This window comes from Streptomyces marinisediminis, from assembly GCF_026262575.1.
Taxonomy (GTDB): Bacteria; Actinomycetota; Actinomycetes; order Streptomycetales; family Streptomycetaceae; genus Streptomyces; species Streptomyces marinisediminis.
The window spans coordinates 33,002-50,377 of sequence record NZ_JAPKFL010000029.1 but is presented as its reverse complement, the minus strand read 5'-3'; the positions used below and the strand labels follow the sequence as shown (position 1 = coordinate 50,377).

15 protein-coding genes and 2 pseudogenes are annotated in these 17,376 nt (G+C 75.0%); 11 read left to right on the top strand and 6 right to left on the bottom strand.

The features are described from left to right. Nucleotides 1-52: 52 nt before the first annotated feature. Together OSB71_RS20700 and OSB71_RS20695 are read right to left on the bottom strand one after the other, a co-directional pair. Entirely contained in the window at nt 53-583 is a 531-nt protein-coding gene (locus OSB71_RS20700) for a peptidase inhibitor family I36 protein (protein ID WP_416237303.1), read from the bottom strand. Nucleotides 584-789: 206 nt separating this feature from the next. After that, nucleotides 790-2,403 carry a DHA2 family efflux MFS transporter permease subunit gene (locus tag OSB71_RS20695; RefSeq protein ID WP_265950162.1) on the bottom strand — a complete coding sequence of 538 codons (1,614 nt, stop codon included), beginning with the start codon at nt 2,401-2,403 and terminating at the stop codon, nt 790-792. A gap of 123 nt (nt 2,404-2,526) precedes the next feature. Here OSB71_RS20695 and OSB71_RS20690 point away from each other — a divergent pair, with 123 nt between their 5' ends. The 5 genes and pseudogenes from OSB71_RS20690 to OSB71_RS20670 form a co-directional block, all read left to right on the top strand. Then, nucleotides 2,527-3,177 carry a TetR family transcriptional regulator gene (locus OSB71_RS20690; protein ID WP_265950160.1) on the top strand — a complete coding sequence of 217 codons (651 nt, stop codon included), beginning with the start codon at nt 2,527-2,529 and terminating at the stop codon, nt 3,175-3,177. Nucleotides 3,178-3,812: 635 nt separating this feature from the next. Further along, nucleotides 3,813-5,054, top strand: coding sequence for an alpha/beta hydrolase (locus tag OSB71_RS20685; RefSeq protein WP_323055323.1), 1,242 nt, complete (start codon nt 3,813-3,815; stop codon nt 5,052-5,054). A gap of 56 nt (nt 5,055-5,110) precedes the next feature. Next, the gene (locus OSB71_RS20680) at nt 5,111-6,010 is read left to right on the top strand and encodes a DUF4429 domain-containing protein (protein WP_265950159.1); all 900 of its coding nucleotides are present in this window, start codon (nt 5,111-5,113) and stop codon (nt 6,008-6,010) included. A 181-nt stretch (nt 6,011-6,191) separates the two neighbouring features. After that, nucleotides 6,192-6,808, top strand: a pseudogene (locus OSB71_RS20675) (LuxR C-terminal-related transcriptional regulator). Between the two features lie 267 nt (nt 6,809-7,075). Continuing rightward, nucleotides 7,076-8,098, top strand: a pseudogene (locus tag OSB71_RS20670) (alpha/beta hydrolase); the annotation flags it as partial. 257 nt (nt 8,099-8,355) lie between these two features. On the opposite strand, the gene OSB71_RS20665 reads toward OSB71_RS20670, so the two are convergent. Then, complete coding sequence (locus OSB71_RS20665) at nt 8,356-9,447, bottom strand: aldo/keto reductase (protein ID WP_265950157.1); 1,092 nt, start codon at nt 9,445-9,447, stop codon at nt 8,356-8,358. After that, nucleotides 9,444-10,010, bottom strand: coding sequence for a MerR family transcriptional regulator (locus OSB71_RS20660; protein WP_265950156.1), 567 nt, complete (start codon nt 10,008-10,010; stop codon nt 9,444-9,446). Before OSB71_RS20660 ends, OSB71_RS20665 begins: the two co-directional genes overlap by 4 nt. A gap of 71 nt (nt 10,011-10,081) precedes the next feature. Between OSB71_RS20660 and OSB71_RS20655 the strand changes: the two genes are divergently transcribed. Then, nucleotides 10,082-10,894 carry a serine hydrolase domain-containing protein gene (locus OSB71_RS20655; protein WP_265950154.1) on the top strand — a complete coding sequence of 271 codons (813 nt, stop codon included), beginning with the start codon at nt 10,082-10,084 and terminating at the stop codon, nt 10,892-10,894. A gap of 63 nt (nt 10,895-10,957) precedes the next feature. On the opposite strand, the gene OSB71_RS20650 is transcribed toward OSB71_RS20655, so the two are convergent. After that, nucleotides 10,958-11,632 (bottom strand): pirin family protein, encoded by a 675-nt coding sequence (locus OSB71_RS20650; RefSeq protein WP_265950152.1) that lies wholly within the window; start codon nt 11,630-11,632, stop codon nt 10,958-10,960. A gap of 138 nt (nt 11,633-11,770) precedes the next feature. On the opposite strand from OSB71_RS20650, the gene OSB71_RS20645 reads away from it, so the two are divergent. The 5 genes from OSB71_RS20645 to fabF all read left to right on the top strand — a co-directional run bounded on the left by OSB71_RS20645 (nt 11,771) and on the right by fabF (nt 16,701). Continuing rightward, nucleotides 11,771-12,976, top strand: coding sequence for a PucR family transcriptional regulator (locus tag OSB71_RS20645; RefSeq protein ID WP_265950151.1), 1,206 nt, complete (start codon nt 11,771-11,773; stop codon nt 12,974-12,976). 94 nt (nt 12,977-13,070) lie between these two features. Continuing rightward, entirely contained in the window at nt 13,071-14,003 is a 933-nt protein-coding gene (locus OSB71_RS20640) for an ACP S-malonyltransferase (RefSeq protein ID WP_265950150.1), read from the top strand. Nucleotides 14,004-14,015: 12 nt separating this feature from the next. Next, entirely contained in the window at nt 14,016-15,029 is a 1,014-nt protein-coding gene (locus OSB71_RS20635; protein ID WP_265950148.1) for a ketoacyl-ACP synthase III, read from the top strand. Nucleotides 15,030-15,105: 76 nt separating this feature from the next. Continuing rightward, the gene (locus OSB71_RS20630) at nt 15,106-15,354 is read left to right on the top strand and encodes an acyl carrier protein (RefSeq protein ID WP_265950147.1); all 249 of its coding nucleotides are present in this window, start codon (nt 15,106-15,108) and stop codon (nt 15,352-15,354) included. Between the two features lie 81 nt (nt 15,355-15,435). Continuing rightward, a complete protein-coding gene (gene fabF, locus OSB71_RS20625; RefSeq protein WP_265950146.1) occupies nt 15,436-16,701 on the top strand; it encodes a beta-ketoacyl-ACP synthase II in 1,266 nt (421 codons plus the stop codon). Nucleotides 16,702-16,815: 114 nt separating this feature from the next. On the opposite strand, the gene OSB71_RS20620 is transcribed toward fabF, so the two are convergent. Continuing rightward, nucleotides 16,816-17,310 carry a DUF3145 domain-containing protein gene (locus tag OSB71_RS20620; RefSeq protein WP_265950144.1) on the bottom strand — a complete coding sequence of 165 codons (495 nt, stop codon included), beginning with the start codon at nt 17,308-17,310 and terminating at the stop codon, nt 16,816-16,818. Nucleotides 17,311-17,376 lie beyond the last annotated feature (66 nt).

Below are 17,376 nucleotides of genomic sequence, written 5' to 3'. Positions count from 1 at the left end.
CGTCGGAGCAGTACGGGGAGGCGGCCCGCTCGGCGGGCCGCCTCTTGCGTGCTCACCTCTCCCACACCTTGAACGCGCGCACGGCGTACGGCGTCCGCGGAGCCCACGAACCCGTGGGATGGGTGTGGAACTCCCCCGTCTCGGCGCACGTCCGGCTCTGGTAGACCGTCACCGGGCGGCCGGTGCGGTTGGCGACGGCCGCGGCACTGACGTCCCGCGGCAGTGCGACGCAGCTCTCGATGCCGGTGTCGGTCAGCTCGTAGGCGTGCCGCTCCCCGGTGAAGTCCGTCCCTGACCACAGACAGAGCTGGCCGGGCGTACACGCCCCCAGCTCCGGCGCGGCGGCGGACGCGGCGGCGGCGGGGGCCGCGACGAGCCCGAGGACGGCGGCGCCGGCGCCCAGCGCCCGGCCGAAGCGGCGGCCGGTGCCGCCCCGCCTGTGCCGTGCGGTGCCCGGCGTGTGGCCCGCGCCCGCGAGGTGCTTCCGCGGCGCGGCGGTCGGTGTGGCGGTCGTGGCGTGGACGGTCGTGCGGGTGAACGTGCGGGTGAACGTGCGGGTGAACGTGCGGGTGGAGAGGCGCATGGGTACCCCCGGAGCGGTGTGGTCGAGGTGGTCGTGTCGCGGAGTGCGACGGCGGCGTGGGAGCGCCGCGCTGGCACCAAGACTCGACGCGAAACGGCCGGCCTGCCAAGAGCAGACCGGCCGTTTCACCGTCACGGGGGGCCGAGTTGTCCACAACCCGTCAGTTGTCCACAGGCCGCTGCGGCGGCCTGGTCACGGGCGTAGCGTCACACGTGCACCGCAGGGCCCGCGTCGCTCCGCCCCCGCTTGGTGAACAGGGCGACCCCCGCAGCCAGGACGGCGACCCCGCCGGCGATGGCGAACGCGAGCCCCATGCCGGAGATGAACGCACCGTGCACGGCGTCCGCCATGGCGGACGCCATCTGCTCGGGCGCTCCCTCGGGCGGTGGCGGGACGACGCCGACCTCGGCGGCCTCTCGCAGCGCCGCGGACTGCTCCGCATCCAGCGGGGCCAGCCCGGCCGCCTGCCACTCCCCCGGCAGGGTGCTGCCGACCCGGGAGGCCATGACGGCGCCCAGGACGGCGGTACCGAGCGCGCCGCCGACCTGCATGGCGGCCTGCTGGAGCCCGCCGGCGACCCCGGCGTGCTGCAGGGGCGCGTTGCCCACGATGACCTCGGTCGCTCCCACCATCACCGGCGCCAGGCCGAGGCCCAGCAGGGCGAACCAGACCGACATCTCCAGCGTTCCGGTCTCCGGCTGGAGCGTGGACAGGCCGAACATGGCGACCGCCGACAGCCCCATGGCCGTGACCAGCGGGATGCGCGGACCGACGCGCGTGATGACGGCTCCGGCCAGCGGGGAGGCGACGATCATCATCGCGGTCAGCGGCAGCAGGTGCAGGCCGCTGTCCACCGGACTCATCCCATGCACGTTCTGCAAGTAGAAGGTGACGAAGAAGATGCCCCCCATGAAGCCGAAGGCCATGAGCACCATGAGCACCGTCCCCGCCGACAGCGGCACGGAACGGAACATCGACAGCGGCAGGAGCGGTTCCGCGGCCCTGCGCTCCCAGACGGCGAAGGCCACGAAGGCGACCACGGAGACGGCGAGGAAGAGCCAGGTCGTGCCGTCGCCCCAGCCCCACTCGGGGGCGTTGATCAGTGCCCAGATGAGGCAGAACATGCCGCCGGACAGCAGCAGGACCCCGGGTATGTCGAAGGACCTGGGCGCGGCGGCGGCTCGGTGGTCGACGAGGATGGCCAGGCCGAGCACGCAGGCCAGCAGGCCGACGGGCACGTTGATGAAGAAGACGGACTGCCAGCTCACGTGCTCCACGAGCAGGCCGCCGGCGATCGGGCCGCCGGCGGTGGAGGCACCGATGACGGCTCCCCAGATCCCGATCGCCATGTTGAGCTTCTCGGCCGGGAAGGTGGCGCGCAGCAGCCCGAGGGCGGCGGGCATCAGGAGCGCGCCGAAGAGGCCTTGCAGCACGCGGAAGGCGATCAGCCAGGCGACGCTGCCGGAGAACCCGATCGCGGCGGAGGCGGCGGCGAACCCCAGGACGCCGACCAGGAAGGTCTGGCGGTGGCCGAAGCGGTCGCCGACCTTGCCGGCGGTGATGAGGGCGACGGCGAGCGCCAGCAGATAGCCGTTGGTGATCCACTGCACGTCGGCGAGGGAGGCGCCGAGGTCCGCGGTGATGGCCGGATTGGCGACCGCGACGATGGTGCCGTCCAGCGCCACCATCATGACGCCGATCGCGACGGTGACCAGGGTCAGCCAGGGGTGGCCGCGCAGCCCTGCGCGCGGCGCGGGCGGGGGTTGATCGGGTGGGGAGCCGGGCGCCGGGGCGTGCGCAGGGGAGGTGTCGGTGGTCATGCGCCCGAGATTAATGTCAGCGAGTGACAGTTTTCGAACGGTTTTCCGGCTCGCGCCTGTCGCCTTGCTCACAGGTAGGGTGAACCGTTCGAAACGGCGGGGGAAAGCCTCTGGAGGTAGTTGTTGGCGGGCCTGCGCGAGAGCAAGAAGCAGCGCACCCGGGACGCACTCGTCCGCGCCGCCCACGAGCTGTTCGTCTCCCAGGGCTACGAGCACACGACCGTGGACGAGATCGCCACCGCCGTGGACGTGTCCCAGCGCACCTTCTTCCGCTACTTCGCCGGGAAGGAGGACGTGGCCTTCGCCGTGCAGAACATGATCCAGGAGCGCTTCGTCGCGGCCTTCCGGGACCGGCCGAGGCGCGAGGCGCCGATCACGGCGCTGCGCGGAGCGCTGGCCGAGACCTGGGATTCGACCGGTGAGGCGATCGCCGAGGTCGTGCCCCTGGACCTGCACCTGCGGCTGGCGCACGTGATCGAGACCACGCCGACGCTGGTGGCCGTCGAGCTGCGGCGGTCCACGGAGATGGAGGAACGGCTCGCCCTGATCGTCGCCGATCGGGAAGGCCTGGACCCCGACGCCGACCCCCGACCCCGGGTCCTGGTCGCGGCCTTCGCCGCGGTCATGCGGGTGGCGATGCACCGCTGGGCCCTCGGGGACGACATCACCATCGAGCGGGCCAGACGGGAGATGGACCGGCACCTCGACCAGCTCACCCCCTCCCTGTTCTCCGGATGGCGCTCCCGGCGCCGCGGGTGCCCCGGCCGCCGGTGAGCCGAGCGGTGGGAGACCGACCCGGGCGGGCCCCGCACGCCGCGGCTTCGGGCCGCCGGACCTCCGGACGGTGGGACGCAGGCGTCGGGCCTTCGCACCCCGGCCTCCGGCCCCCGGGTGGTGGGGTGACGCATGCCGGGCGAATCGGAGCGCGGGACCTTCACACCCCCGCCCCCGGGCTCCCAGGGCCCCGGGCGCCAGACCCCCGGGCGGTGAGGTGACGCATGCCGGGCGAATCGGGGCACCGGGGAGTCAACGCCTCGGGTCTCCGCACGCTGGGCGATCGGGGCACCGGGGGCCAACGCCCTGGGTTCCGCGCGCCGGGCCATCGCGGCTCGGGGGGTTGGGGCTCCGGGTGGTGAGGTCGCGGACGCCGGGCGTTCGGGGCTCGGCTGGTCGGGTGCCCCGGGTCTCGTGCACCGGAGTTGCCGGGCCGGGGGCACGGGTGTCGGGGCGGGTTCCGGCCGGGTTCGTGGTTGGCGACTCCGGGGGGGCCGGGCGGTCCGGACGGGGAGCTGCTGCCCGTCGCACCGCCGGGTGTGCTGGTCGGAAAGGTGGTGCTCAGACGGGTGGACTGGAGGGAAACGTGATGTGTCTCACGGCTCCGGGGACGGAGGTGCGGCGTCTCGTAGGGTGTGGCTTCCGCGATCTTCTCCCCGCACCCCAGCACGTCTCCGCCCACCCGCGGTGCGCCGTCGGCCGGGTGGACCGAGCCTTCGGCCGAGCAGACCCACTGGAGTCCGTGGCGCATCCTGCTCACGGTGGCGGTGGTGTTCGTGCTGCTGACCACCACGGGGTGGACGGCGCGGCAGGACGGGGAGCAGGCCCCCGACGCGCGCACCGAGGCACTGCTGGCCTGGGAGGAGGCCACCCTCGGCGGCCGGGGGCTCCCCAGTGCCGAGGCCGGAGCCGCTGAGCTGGCCCGCTTCTTCGGCACGCTCGACCCCCACCAGCGCCGGGCGCTGACGCGGCGCCATCCCCTCGTGGTCGGCAACCTCGACGGAGTCCCCGTGCGGCTGCGGTACCAGGCCAACCGCATCGCGCTGCGGCGCGCGGCCGCCGCCGAGGCCGAGCGGCACGCCGACCCGCGGCTGAGCCCGGTCGGGCGCCACCTCGCCGGGCGCCGGATGAACCGTTTCACCTCACTGCTGGAGGACGGCCGGCAGATCCTCGCGTTCGACCCGACCGGCGGGGGCCGGGTCGCGGAGGTCTTCGGTGACCTCCGCCGCGCCGAACGCGTCTCCGTCGTGGTGCCGGGAGCGGACGTGGACGTGCTGACCTTCGAGCGGACGCGGATGAAGTACGCCGCCCCGGTGGGGATGGCGCAGGCGGTGCGGGCCGAGCAGCGCCGCACGGCACCCGGCGTGCGCACCGCCACCATCGCCTGGGCCGACTACACCGCGCCGCGCGGCGCGAGCGTGGACGCGGCCACCGGCGAGCTGGCGCAGGCGGGGGCGCGGCGCCTCACGGAGCTGGTGGCGGGCCTGCCCGGGGCGGGACGCGTCGCGCTGCTGTGCCACAGTTACGGCTCCGTGGTGTGCGGCCTGGCCGCCCGGGACCCGGTCATCGCCGCGCGCGTCACGGATGTCGCGGTGGCCGGGAGTCCGGGCATGCGGGCGGGCTGCGCCGAGGACCTCGCCCCCGGCGTCGCGGTGTGGGCGATGCGCACCCCGGACGACTGGATCGCCGACGTGCCCTACCTCAGCCTCGGGGACCTGGGCCACGGCGCGGACCCGGTGTCTCCGGCGTTCGGCGCGCGCCGGCTGGCCACGGGGAGCGCAAGGGGGCACACAGCCTACTTCACGCCGGGCACGGAGAGCCTGGCGAACCTGGCCGCGATCGGAAGCGGCACCTACGGTTCCGCTGAGCTGCATTAACGGCCGTTAGCCGCGACGGGGGGACGCGCGGGCCGTCGCCGCATACGATGGGCCGCATGGGTGATGTGCTGGCCGGAATCCACTCCGCCTGGGAGTTCGACACCGACTCCGTGCGCATCCGCTTCGAACGGGGGATTCGCACACCCAAGCTGTTCCACGTCCTGCGGGAGAGAACGGTGCCCTACGCGGCGCTGGCCGGTGTCGAGCTCGGGCCGGGCCTGCGCCGGGGCACGGTGGCGCTGCGGGTGGTGCCCCGCAAGGGCGCCGATCCGCTGCTGGACGCCGCCGCCGGGCAGCTCAAGCTCGCCTGCGACCCCTACCGTCTGGTGCTGCCCGCCGAGCGCGAGACCCTCGCGGACTACTACGCCACCGAGCTGCGCGGCGTCCTCGGCCCGGACGCGGACCACCCGGCCGACGAGTTCCTGGTGGCCGCCCCGGAGCCGCCGTTGCAGTTCAAGGCCTACGACGGCAAGGCGAGCTTCGACGGCAGCACCGTGGCGTTCCGCTGGTTCTGGACGGGCGCCTCGTCGGCCAAGTGGAAGGCCGGTGACCAGTTCTTCCCCGTGGAGGACCTGGAGGGCGTCGACTGGCATTCGCCCGAGCTGCTGGGCGGGCACCTGCGGCTGTTGCGACGCGGCGCGGACGCGCCGGAGGGCGATGCCGCGGAGGCGGACCAGGACCCGGCGGCCGTGGTCTTCGGCCTCGGCTACGGCCTGGTGCACGAGTCGCTGCCGCTGGCCGCCTCGGTGCTGGAGAAGATCCCCCGCACGCGCGCCGCCGGCGAGGCGCTCGGCGGCAGCGGCACGGGTCTGCCGGGCTCCGCGCCGAGCGCGCTGCGCGCCGATCCGGCCGACATCGCCGAGCGCATCCGCCACCTCGGCCGGCTGCACGACTCCGGCCTGCTGACCGACGAGGAGTTCTCCGCCAAGAAGGCCGACCTGCTCGCCGAGCTGTAGCCTCGGCCCCGTCGCGGCCCCCGTGCCGCACCACACCGCAATGAGCGCACCTCACTCCCCCGCCCCGCCGCCGGACGCCGACAGCCCCGGCGCGCCCGGGCCCGAAGGCGCCGGGGCGCGCAGCCCCGAACCCACCTCGGGGTCCCCGGCCGAGCCCGCTGCGGTCGGCGGCTTCGCCGCGCTGCTGTCCGCGCAGAGCGACATCGACGTCGTCGGGGAGGCGCCCGACGGCGTGGCGGCGTCGACCTGGGCCACCGCCCCCACCCCGACGTGGTGCTGATGGACGTGCGGATGCCGGTGCCGGACGGCCTCGCCGCCACCCGCAGGCTGCTGGAGCCGGCCCGGGGCGTCACGCACCGACCCAGGGTGCGCATGCTCACGACGTTCGACGTGGACGACTACGTCTACGAGGCGCTGCGCGCGGGGGCCAGCGGCTTCCTGCTCAAAGACGCCCCGCCGGCGGACCTGACCGCGGCGGTGCGCGTGGTGGCCGCCGGGGACGCGCTGCTGGCCCCGTCCGTCACCCGCCGACTGATCGCGGGCTTCGCGGCGCAGCGCCGGGCCCCGCGCGGCGCTCCCCGGCTGCGTCTGAACGGGCTGACCGAACGCGAGACGGAGGTGCTGGGCCTGGTGGCGCGGGGCCGGTCCAACGCGGAGATCGCAGCCGACCTCGTGGTGGCCGAGCAGACGGTGAAGACCCACGTCAGCCGCGTCCTGACCACACTGGAGCTGCGCGACCGGCCGCAGGCCGTCGTCTTCGCCCACGAATCCGGGCTCGTCACCCCCGGCGAGGGCTGACCGACCGAGCGGCCCGCGACGTCCCGCACGACCCGCGACGTCCCGAGCGGTTCGAAGCGGCCGGAAACGTCCGGCGCGCGGCCCCGTACCGCCCCCGCGCCCCCTGCGGCACACCCGGACGCACGCGGAGCCCGACCCCGCCCCCGGTCTCCCCCTGCCCCTACCCCGGTACCACCCCGCGGATGGCTCCGCGGGGTGACGCGGCGTCCACGGCCGTCCGCGCACGCTCTCCGGCGACCCCACCGGAAGCGAGCGAGGGAGCGCCGGATGTGGCAGCGGAAAGCGGTACGGAGCGGCGGCACCAGGGGCGTCGACGCCCACCGGACCGGGTGGGCGGCCGCCCGGACCGCGCGCCGACGGCTGGCCCGCGCGACGGCGGCGGGGACGCTGGCGCTGACCGCCGTGGTCGGGGCCGGAGGCTGGGCGGCGGGCCCGCAGCAGCAACCGATCACCGGCCCGCCACCGGGCACGGCGGCGTGGCGGGCCGACACCGTGCAGGGCCGTGAGCTGCCCGACCCGGCGACGGCGTCCCCGCGGCGCGTCGCCGCGTTCTTCGCCTCGCTCAGCCCGGACGCGCGCCGGGAGCTGGCGGAGCGCCACCCGGGCGTGGTGGGCAACCTGGACGGCGCCCCGGTGGCGCTGCGGTACGCGGCCAACGCGCTGGCCTACGCCCGGCACACCGGCCGACCGCTGCCCGGTGAGCGTCAGTTGCTGGCCTTCGACCCTCGCGGCCGCGGCCTGGTCACCGAGGTGGTCGGCGACCTGTCCCGGGCGCGCCGGGTGGCCGTCGTGGTGCCCGGGTCCGACCTGGACCTCGCCGACCACGACGGCGCCCGGACCGCCGCCCGCAACCTGCACGCGCGCCTGGAGCGGACGGCCCCCGGGGTGCCGACGGCCGTCGTCGCCTGGGTCGGCTACACCACACCCGACGGCCTCGGCATCGACGCCGCCACCGACCGCCTCGCCGAAGCGGGCGCGCCCCGGCTGACGCGCTTCCTGACCGGCCTGGCCGCGACCACCGACGCGGCCGCCCCCGCCCTGTTCTGCCACAGCTACGGCTCGCTGCTGTGCGCGCGGGCGGACGCGGACCGGGCGGACACCCACCGGACGGACGCCGGTCGAACGGACGCGGATCGAACGGACCCGGACCGGGCGGGCGCGGACCGGGCGGACGCCGGCGACGTGGTGTTCCTGGGCAGCCCCGGCACCGGCCTGTCGCACGCCGCGGACGTGCCCGGCGCGCGCCGGGTGTGGGCCACCGAGCTGGCCGAGGCCGACTGGGTCGCCCACGTGCCCCACGTCCGCCTGCTCGGCCTCGGCCACGGCACCGACCCGACCGACCCCGCGTTCGGCGCCCGCGTCGTCTCCGCCGCGGGCGCCGAGGGTCACGACGGCTACTTCGCTCCGGGCACCGCCTCGCTCGCGGCGTACGCGGCGATCACCCTGGGCCGGTACGACGCCGTGCCCCGCGCCGACGGTGGCGCGGGGCACGTCCGGCCCCGGGTGAGGCGTCCCGGGAGGGCACCGGCGGAAGGGGGCGCGTGCCGCTACTCGCGTCCGGCGCTGGTGAGCGCCATGCTGGCGTACCGGTCCCCGGCCACCTGGGCGGCCAGCGGCTCCAGCTCCGCCAGCTCGGCCGCCGCCAGCCGGACCCGGGCCGCGGCCACGTTCTCCGCCACCCGGGTCCGGCGCCGGGTGCCGGGGATGGGGACGACGGTGAGCCCGTGCACGTCCGCCTGCTGCTGCACCCAGGCCAGGGCGACCTGGGCCGGGGTCAGCCCGCGCCGCTGCGCGATCGCCCGCAGCGGGTCCAGCAGGGCCGCGTTGACGTGGGCGTTCTCGCCGGTGAAGCGGGGCATGGTGCGCCGGAAGTCGTCCGGGGACAGCTCCTGGTCGGCCCGGGTGAAGGAGCCGGTGAGGAACCCGCGTCCGAGCGGCGAGTAGGGCACGAAGGCCACGCCCAGTTCGCGGGCGGCGGGCACGGCCGTGCGCTCCACGTCGCGGCTGAAGACGGACCACTCCGACTGGAGGGCCGCGATCGGGTGGACGGCGTGCGCCGCGCGCAGCTCGGCGCCGGTCACCTCGCTCAGCCCCAGCGCGCGGACCTTCCCCTCGGCGACCAGTTCGGCCATCGCGCCGACGGTCTCCTCGATGGGCACCTCCGGGTCGCGGCGGTGCATGTAGTAGAGGTCGATGATGTCGACGCCGAGTCGGCGCAGGCTGCCTTCGACGCACTGCCGGACGTAGGCCGGGTCGTTGCGGACGCCGTGGCCGGAGGGGCCGTCCGAGCCGTACACGATGCCGAACTTGGTCGCCACCACCAGGGCGTCGCGGTGGGCCCGGACGAAGGGGGCGAGGAACTCCTCGTTGGCGCCGTAGCCGTACAGGTCGGCGGTGTCCAGGAGGGTGACGCCCAGCTCCAGGGCGTGGTCGAGCGTGCGGCGGGCCTCGTCGGCGTCGGTGGGGCCGTAGGCGAAGCTCATGCCCATGCAGCCCAGGCCCTGCACGCCCACGCGCAGGCCGCTGTCGCCCAGGGGCGCGTCGGGCAGGGGCTGGGCGGGGCCGTTGGCGGGGTCGTTGGCGGGGCCGTTGGCGGGGTCGTTGGCGGGGTCGTTGGCGGGGTGGCTGGTGGAGTTCATCGCTGCCTCTCCGACGCCGGTGCGGCGTGCGCGTAGATGTCGATCTTGTAGTCGAGTACGGCCAGGGTGTCCCGGAGCTCGGCGACGCGGCGGAGCACGCTCTCGCGGGTCGTGCGCAGCAGCCGCAGCCGCTCGGGGTAGGTGTGCTCGCCCTGCCGGACGAGCTCGGCGTAGCGGACCATGTCCGCCACCGGCATCCCGGTCAGCCGCAGCTTCCCGACGAGCGAGAGCCAGTCGAGGTCCCGGTTGGAGAAGCGGCGCTGTCCGGTGTGCGAGCGGTCGACGTGCGGCAGCAGGCCGATCCGCTCGTACCAGCGCAGGGTGTCCGCGCTCAGTCCGGTCACCGCCGCCACCTCGCCGATGGTGTAGCGGTCGGTGCCGTCCGGGCGGGGGTGGGGCACGTCCACCGTCGCGCAGGCGTCGGGCAGCGCGCCGCCTTGGCACACGGGCCCGGCCCCGCCCTCCGCGACGGCGACGGTGCCGGGCCCGCCCCCGGTTTCGGTCTCGTGCTGTTCGGTCTCGTCCCGCTCTGTGTGGTGCGTGGTGTCGTCGAGCACGGTCATGCCGGGAACGCTAGAGGGCTGGAGCGCACTCCAGGCAAGGGCGTTTCCTCCGTCCCGTACGCTCGGGGGCCATGGAGAGCCTGCGGATGATCGACAACTGGCCGGTGGACACGGCGGCGGCGGCCGTCGTCCGAGCGGACCGCACCGTGGCGGGCGCCCACGGCCCCGTCGACCGGCGCTTCGCCCTCGCCTCGGTGACCAAGCCGCTGGCCGCCTACGCCGTGCTGGTCGCCGTCGAGGAGGGCGCGGTGGAGCTGGACGAGCCGGCCGGGCCGCCCGGTGCGACGGTGCGCCACCTGCTCGCGCACACCTCGGGCCTGGCCTTCGACGAGGACCGGACGATGGCCGAGCCCGGCAGTCGGCGCATCTACTCCAACACCGGCTTCGAGGCGCTGGGCGACCACGTCGCCAAGGCCAGCGACATCCCGTTCGCGGACTACGTGCGCCAGGCGGTGCTCCAGCCCCTGGGCATGGGGGCGACCACGGTGGACGGCTCCCCCGCCAAGGACGGCGTCTCCACCCTGGGCGACCTGACGCGGTTCGCGGCCGAGCTGCTGGACCCGCGGCTGGTGCACCGCCGGACGCTGGAGGAGGCGACCTCCGTGCAGTTCCCGGGCACGCGCGGGGTACTTCCCGGGTACGGCAACCAGTCCCCCAACGACTGGGGGCTCGGGGTGGAGATCCGCGGCACCAAGTCGCCGCACTGGACGGGGGCGCACTCCTCGCCGCGGACGTTCGGACACTTCGGGCAGGCGGGCACCTTCCTGTGGGTCGACCCGAGCGTCGGAGCGGCGTGCGTGGCGCTCGCCGACCGCGCGTTCGGGGAGTGGGCGGTGGCGGCGTGGCCCCCCTTCACCGACGCCGTCCTCGCGGAGCTGGCCTGAGACCGTGCGCCTCGGCCGGGTCCGGCCCACCGCGCCCACCGCGGCCGCCCGGTGCCGCGCCGCTCAGCCGTAGGCCGGCTCGGCGTGCATCTCCCACGCCAGGAACTCCGCGTCACCGGTGGCCGCGCGCACGGTGAGTTCCCCGGCGTCGCGCAGCCGGGCGGCGTCGCCGTCGCGCAGCCGCGCGCCGAGGAGCTCGACCTCACCGCGCACGACGTGCACGTAGACCCACGGCGCGGCGGGGACGACGGCGCACGCGCCGGTGCGCGGACGGCCGACGTGCAGCACCGCCCGCGTCCGCTCCAGCGCGTACGGGGCCGCGTCGGCGGGGGCGGGCACGACCGCGTACCGGGGCGGGACGCCGAAGACGCCGGGCACCAGCCACATCTGCACGAACCGCAGCGGCGTGCCGCCGGTGTTGCGCTCACTGTGCCGGACGCCGGACCCGGCGCTCAGGTGCTGGAGGTCGCCGGGGCGGACGACGCCGGTGTGCCCGGTGGAGTCGGCGTGTGTCAGCTCCCCCTCGGCCACCCAGGTGACGATCTCCAGGTCGCGGTGGGGGTGGGTGTCGAACCCGGCGCCGGGCGCGAGCCGTTCCTCGTTGCAGGCGACGAGGAGGCCGAATCCGGTGTTGTCGGGGTCGTAGTGGCCGGAGAAGGAGAAGGCGTGCCGGGTGTCGACTCCGGCGTCCGCGTCCCCGCCCCGGTAGCGCTCCCCGGCCCTGCGCACGTCCAGCATGCCCCCACGGTAGCGGCCGGACCCGCGCCGGGCCGCCCGCCCCCGGTCGCCCGCGTCCGGCCGCCCGCACCCCCGCCCGCGCCGGGCGGCGCAGGGGCAGGGTCCCGGGGCGGTGCGGCCATGAGGCAGGCTTGTGCCGTGCCCGAACCCTCTGAGACCACCCCGCAGCCCGTGCCCGACCACCCGCACGCGGCGACGCTGCGCCGCCTGCAGCAGCACTCCGGCAAACTGGCGGCGGCCGCCATCGCGCGGATGGACGAGCAGTTGTCCTGGTACCGCGCGATGCCCCCGGAGAACCGGTCGTGGATCGGGCTGGTGGCGCAGGCGGGCATCGCCGCGTTCACCGAGTGGTTCCGCCGCCCGGAGGCGCCGCGGGCGATCAGCACGGACGTCTTCGGCACGGCCCCGCGCGAGCTGACCCGGGCGGTCACCCTGCGTCAGACGGTGGAGATGGTGCGCACGACGATCGAGGTCGTGGAGGCGGCCATCGACGAGGTGGCGGCGCCGGGCGACGAGGCGGTGCTGCGCGAGGCGCTGCTGGTCTACGCGCGCGAGATCGCGTTCGCGACCGCGCAGGTGTACGCGCAGGCCGCCGAGGCCCGCGGCGCGTGGGACGCGCGGCTGGAGTCGCTCGTGGTCAACGCGGTGCTCTCCGGCGAGGCGGACGAGGGCGCGGTGTCCCGCGCGGCGGCGCTGGGCTGGAACTCCCCCGACCACGTGTGCGTGGTGCTGGGCAACGCGCCGGAGGGGGACAGCGAGCTGACGGTGGAGGCGATCCGCCGCGCCGCGCGGTACGCCAAGCTCCAGGTGCTGACGGGGGTGCTGGGCAGCCGCCTGGTGGTGGTCGCGGGCGGGGCGGCCGATCCGCTGAAGGCGGCCAGGTCGCTGATCGGGCCGTTCGCGCCGGGTCCGGTGGTGGCGGGCCCGGTGGTCGGCGACCTGCTGTCGGCCACGCGGTCGGCGCAGGCGGCGGCGGCCGGGCTGCGGGCGTGCTCGGCGTGGCCGGACGCGCCGCGTCCGGTACTCGCGGACGATGTGCTGCCCGAGCGCGCGATGGCCGGAGACCCGGCGGCGCGGGCGCTGCTGGTGGAGGAGATCTACAGACCGCTGGAGGAGGCCGGCTCGGCGCTGCTGGAAACGCTGAGCGTCTATCTGGAGCAGGCCAGTAGCCTGGAGGGGGCCGCGCGGATGCTGTTCGTTCACCCCAACACCGTCCGCTACCGGCTGCGACGTGTGACAGACGTCACCGGCTGGTCGCCGTCGGACGTGCGCTCGGCGTTCACCCTGCGTATCGCGCTGATCCTGGGGCGTCTCGCGGAGGGCGCGCCGCTCGGACGGCCTTGACGCGCGTCTTTGTCCGAGGTCCACAATTCACTCGGGCGTTCTTCGTCTCGGTCCCCATCAGCGCGGACGCCACAGCTCGGGAGAAGGTGGAAGGGTGCTCGTACTCGTCGCTCCAGGCCAGGGCGCCCAGGCCCCCGGCTTCCTCAATCCCTGGCTCGAACTCCCCGGTGTGGCCGATTCCCTCGCGCGGTGGTCGGAGATCACCGGCCTGGACCTGGTGCGCTACGGCACCGAGGCCGGCGCGGAGGAAATCACCGACACCGCGGTGGCCCAGCCGCTGCTGGTGGCGGCGGGCCTGGTCTCCGCCCGGGCCCTGCTGGACGGCGTGGCCGCCGCCCGCCCCGGTGTCGTCGCCGGCCACAGCGTCGGCGAGCTGACGGCCGCCGCGCTGGCCGGTGTGCTGCCGGAGGCGGACGCGATGGCCGTGGTCACCCGGCGCGGCCAGGCGATGGCCGAGGCGGCGGCGGTGACGGACACCGGCATGTCGGCCGTGCTGGGCGGTGACGCCGAGACCGTCGTGACGCACCTGGAGAAGCTGGGCCTGACCCCGGCCAACATCAACGGAGCGGGCCAGATCGTCGCCGCCGGAACCACCGAGCAGCTCGCCGAGCTGGCCGCCGACAAGCCCGAGGGGGCCCGGGCCGTGCGCGCGCTGAAGGTGGCCGGTGCCTTCCACACCGCGCACATGGCGCCGGCCGTCGGGGCGCTACGGGAGGCGGTCGCCGGTGTCGCCGTGGGCGAGCCCGCGCTGCGGCTGGTGTCCAACCGGGACGGCGCGGTCGTCGCCGACGGCCCGGAGTTCGTGGACCGCCTGGTGGACCAGGTGGCCAGCCCCGTGCGCTGGGACCTGTGCATGGAGACGTTCCAGCGCCTGGGCGCCACCGCCCTGATCGAGCTCTGCCCGGGCGGCACGCTCACCGGGTTGGCCAAGCGCGCCCTGCCCGGCGTGAGGACGCTGGCGCTCAAGACCCCCGACCAGCTCGACGCGGCCCGTGAGCTGATCGCCGAGCACGGCACTGCCGAATAGGAGCCCGAGCCCATGCCTGCGAAGATCAAGCCCGCCCAGGGGGCCCCGTACGCGCGGGTCCTCGGCGTCGGCGGGTACCGCCCGGACCGCGTGGTGCCGAACGAGGAGATCCTCAAGCACATCGACTCCTCGGACGAGTGGATCCGCTCGCGCTCGGGCATCACCACCCGGCACTGGGCGGGGCCGGACGAGACGGTCACGCAGATGACGCTGGCCGCCTCGGGCAAGGCCCTGGCCGCCGCGGGGCTGGCCCCCGAGGACGTCGACGCGGTGGTCATCTCGACCGTCTCGCACTTCAAGCAGACGCCGTCGGTGGCCACCGAGATCGCCCACCAGCTCGGCGCCGGGAAGGCGGCCGCGTTCGACATCTCGGCCGCCTGCGCGGGGTTCGGCTACGGCCTGACGATCGCCAAGGGCCTCATCGTCGAGGGCAGCGCCCGCCACGTGCTGGTCGTCGGGGTGGAGCGCCTGTCGGACCTCACGGACCTGTCCGACCGGTCCACCGCCTTCCTCTTCGGGGACGGCGCGGGCGCCGCGGTCCTCGGCCCCTCGCAGACGCCGGAGATCGGCCCGACGATCTGGGGCTCGGAGGGCGACAAGCACGAGACGATCTCGCAGACCGTCTCCTGGGACATCTACCGCTTCACCCCCGCCGAGCAGGTCGGGAAGTTCCCGGCGATCCGGCAGGAGGGCCAGACGGTCTTCCGCTGGGCCGTGTACGAGATGGCCAAGGTCGCCCAGCAGGCGCTGGACGCCGCCGGGCTCACCGCGCAGGAGCTGGACGTCTTCATCCCGCACCAGGCCAACCTGCGCATCATCGACTCGATGGTGAAGACTCTGGGGCTGCCGGAACACGTCGCGGTCGCGCGCGACGTGGAGACCACCGGCAACACCTCGGCCGCCTCCATCCCGCTCGCCATGGAGCGCATGCTGGCGACCGGCCAGGCCAAGAGCGGCGACACCGCCCTGGTCATCGGCTTCGGGGCGGGTCTCGTGTACGCGGCGACGGTCGTTACTCTCCCCTAGTCGGTACCGCAGCCGGTCACGCGGCCGGTGCACACCGCAACCCACTCAAGGGCAACACATCAGAAGGAGTGCCAACATGGCCGCCACGCAGGAAGAGATCGTCAAGGGTCTCGCCGAGATCGTCAACGAGATCGCCGGTATCCCCGAGGAGGACGTCCAGCTCGACAAGTCCTTCACCGACGACCTCGACGTCGACTCGCTGTCCATGGTCGAGGTCGTCGTCGCCGCCGAGGAGCGCTTCGACGTGAAGATCCCGGACGACGACGTCAAGAACCTCAAGACCGTCGGCGACGCCGTCAAGTACATCGTCGAGCACCAGGACTGACGTCCGCTCGGCGATGCGTCTGTCGCCACCCGGCCCCCGGGTGGCATCTCGCACCCCTCAACCCGTGGAGACAGGAATCCCGTGAACGCGACCAACCGCACCGTGGTCGTCACCGGTATCGGCGCAACCACACCGCTGGGTGGCGACAGCGCATCGACGTGGGAGGCCCTGGCCGCCGGCCGGTCGGGCATCGCGGCACTGACGGAGGACTGGGCGGCCGAGCTGCCCGTCCGCATCGCCGCCCGCGTGGCGGTGGAGCCTGGTGAGGTCCTGCCCCGTCCGCAGGCCCGCAAGATGGACCGCTCGGCGCAGTTCGCGCTGATCGCGGCCCGTGAGGCGTGGGCGGACGCCGGTTTCCCCGGCGCCGCGGGCGAACCGGACACCGGCCTGGACCCGGCCCGGCTGGGCACCGTGATCGCCTCCGGCATCGGCGGCGTCACCACCCTGCTGGACCAGTACGACGTGCTCAAGGAGAAGGGCGTCCGCCGCGTCTCCCCGCACACCGTGCCGATGCTCATGCCCAACAGCCCGTCGGCCAACGTGGGCCTGGAGGTCAACGCGCAGGCGGGCGTGCACACGCCGGTCAGCGCCTGCGCCTCGGGCGCCGAGGCGATCGGCTACGCCATCGAGATGATCCGCTCCGGCCGGGCGGACGTCGTGGTGGCGGGCGGCACCGAGGCGGCCATCCACCCGCTGCCGGTGGTGGCGTTCGCCAACATGATGGCGATGTCGAAGAACAACGACGCCCCCGAGCGGGCGTCGCGCCCCTACGACACCGCGCGCGACGGGTTCGTGCTCGGCGAGGGCGCGGGCGTGGTCGTGCTGGAGTCCGCCGAGCACGCCCAGCGGCGCGGGGCCCGCGTGTACTGCGAGGCGCTGGGCCAGGGGCTGTCCGCCGACAGCCACCACATCGCGCAGCCGGAGCCCACCGGCCGCGGCATCTCCGCCGCGCTCCAGCACCTGCTGGACACCACGGACACCAAGGCGGAGCAGGTCGTGCACCTCAACGCGCACGCCACCTCCACGCCCCTGGGGGACGTGGCGGAGGTGAAGGCGCTGCGCAAGGTCCTCGGCGACCACCTGGACCACGTGGCCATCTCGGCGACGAAGTCGATGACCGGCCACCTGCTGGGCGGAGCGGGCGGCATCGAGACGGTGGCGACCGTGCTCGCGCTGCACCACCGGCTCGCCCCGCCGACGGTCAACGTCGACGACCTGGACCCGGAGGTGGACGCCGACGTCGTGCGCGACGCGGCGCGGACGCTGCCGGAGGGCACAATCGCGGCGGTCAACAACTCGTTCGGCTTCGGCGGCCACAACGTCGTCCTGGCGTTCCGCTCCGTGTGAGGGCCGCGCACCGGCCCGCCCGGCGGACCGGTGCTCACACGGCGAAGGCCGCACCCCGCCCGGCGCGGTGCGGCCTTCGCCGTGCCCGGACCCGCCCGGGCGGCAGGGGCGCGCTCAGACGACCTGGTGCAGCCAGCGCACGGGGGCGCCCTCGCCGGCGTAGCGGAAGGGCTCCAGCTCGTCGTCCCAGTCCTTGCCCAGCAGGCGTTCGACCTCGGCGGCGAGCTCCGTCTCGCCGCGGGCGGCGCGGTCCATCGCCGCGCGCAGCCGGTCCTCGGGGATGAGGATGTCACCGTGCATGCCGGTGACGGCGTGGAAGATGCCCAGGCGCGGGGTGGAGCTGTAGCGCTCGCCCTCGGCGGTGGCACACGGCTCCGCGGTCACCTCGAAGCGCAGCAGGTGCCAGCCGCGGAGCGCGGAGGCGATCTTCGAGGCGGTGCTGGGGGCGCCCTGCCAGGACAGCTCCGCGCGCCAGGTGCCCGGCGAGGCGGGCTGCTTGATCCAGTCGAGGCTGACGCGGGTCCCCAGCACACCCGCCACGGCCCACTCGACGTGCGGACACAGCGCGCTCGGCGCGGAGTGCACGTACAGAACGCCACGTGTCGTCACCGGGACCTCCCGTGCGGTTCGAGGCACGCCGCCGCCGACGGCCTCGCGTCGCTCCCGGCCGGAGGC

Coding starts and splice junctions, on each gene's coding strand:
- OSB71_RS20700 (WP_416237303.1), bottom strand. CDS start 583: ATGCGCCTCTCCACCCGCACGTTCACCCGCACGTTCACCCGCACGTTC.
- OSB71_RS20695 (WP_265950162.1), bottom strand. CDS start 2,403: ATGACCACCGACACCTCCCCTGCGCACGCCCCGGCGCCCGGCTCCCCA.
- OSB71_RS20680 (WP_265950159.1), top strand. CDS start 5,111: ATGGGTGATGTGCTGGCCGGAATCCACTCCGCCTGGGAGTTCGACACC.
- OSB71_RS20665 (WP_265950157.1), bottom strand. CDS start 9,447: ATGAACTCCACCAGCCACCCCGCCAACGACCCCGCCAACGACCCCGCC.
- OSB71_RS20660 (WP_265950156.1), bottom strand. CDS start 10,010: ATGACCGTGCTCGACGACACCACGCACCACACAGAGCGGGACGAGACC.
- OSB71_RS20655 (WP_265950154.1), top strand. CDS start 10,082: ATGGAGAGCCTGCGGATGATCGACAACTGGCCGGTGGACACGGCGGCG.
- OSB71_RS20650 (WP_265950152.1), bottom strand. CDS start 11,632: ATGCTGGACGTGCGCAGGGCCGGGGAGCGCTACCGGGGCGGGGACGCG.
- OSB71_RS20635 (WP_265950148.1), top strand. CDS start 14,016: ATGCCTGCGAAGATCAAGCCCGCCCAGGGGGCCCCGTACGCGCGGGTC.
- OSB71_RS20630 (WP_265950147.1), top strand. CDS start 15,106: ATGGCCGCCACGCAGGAAGAGATCGTCAAGGGTCTCGCCGAGATCGTC.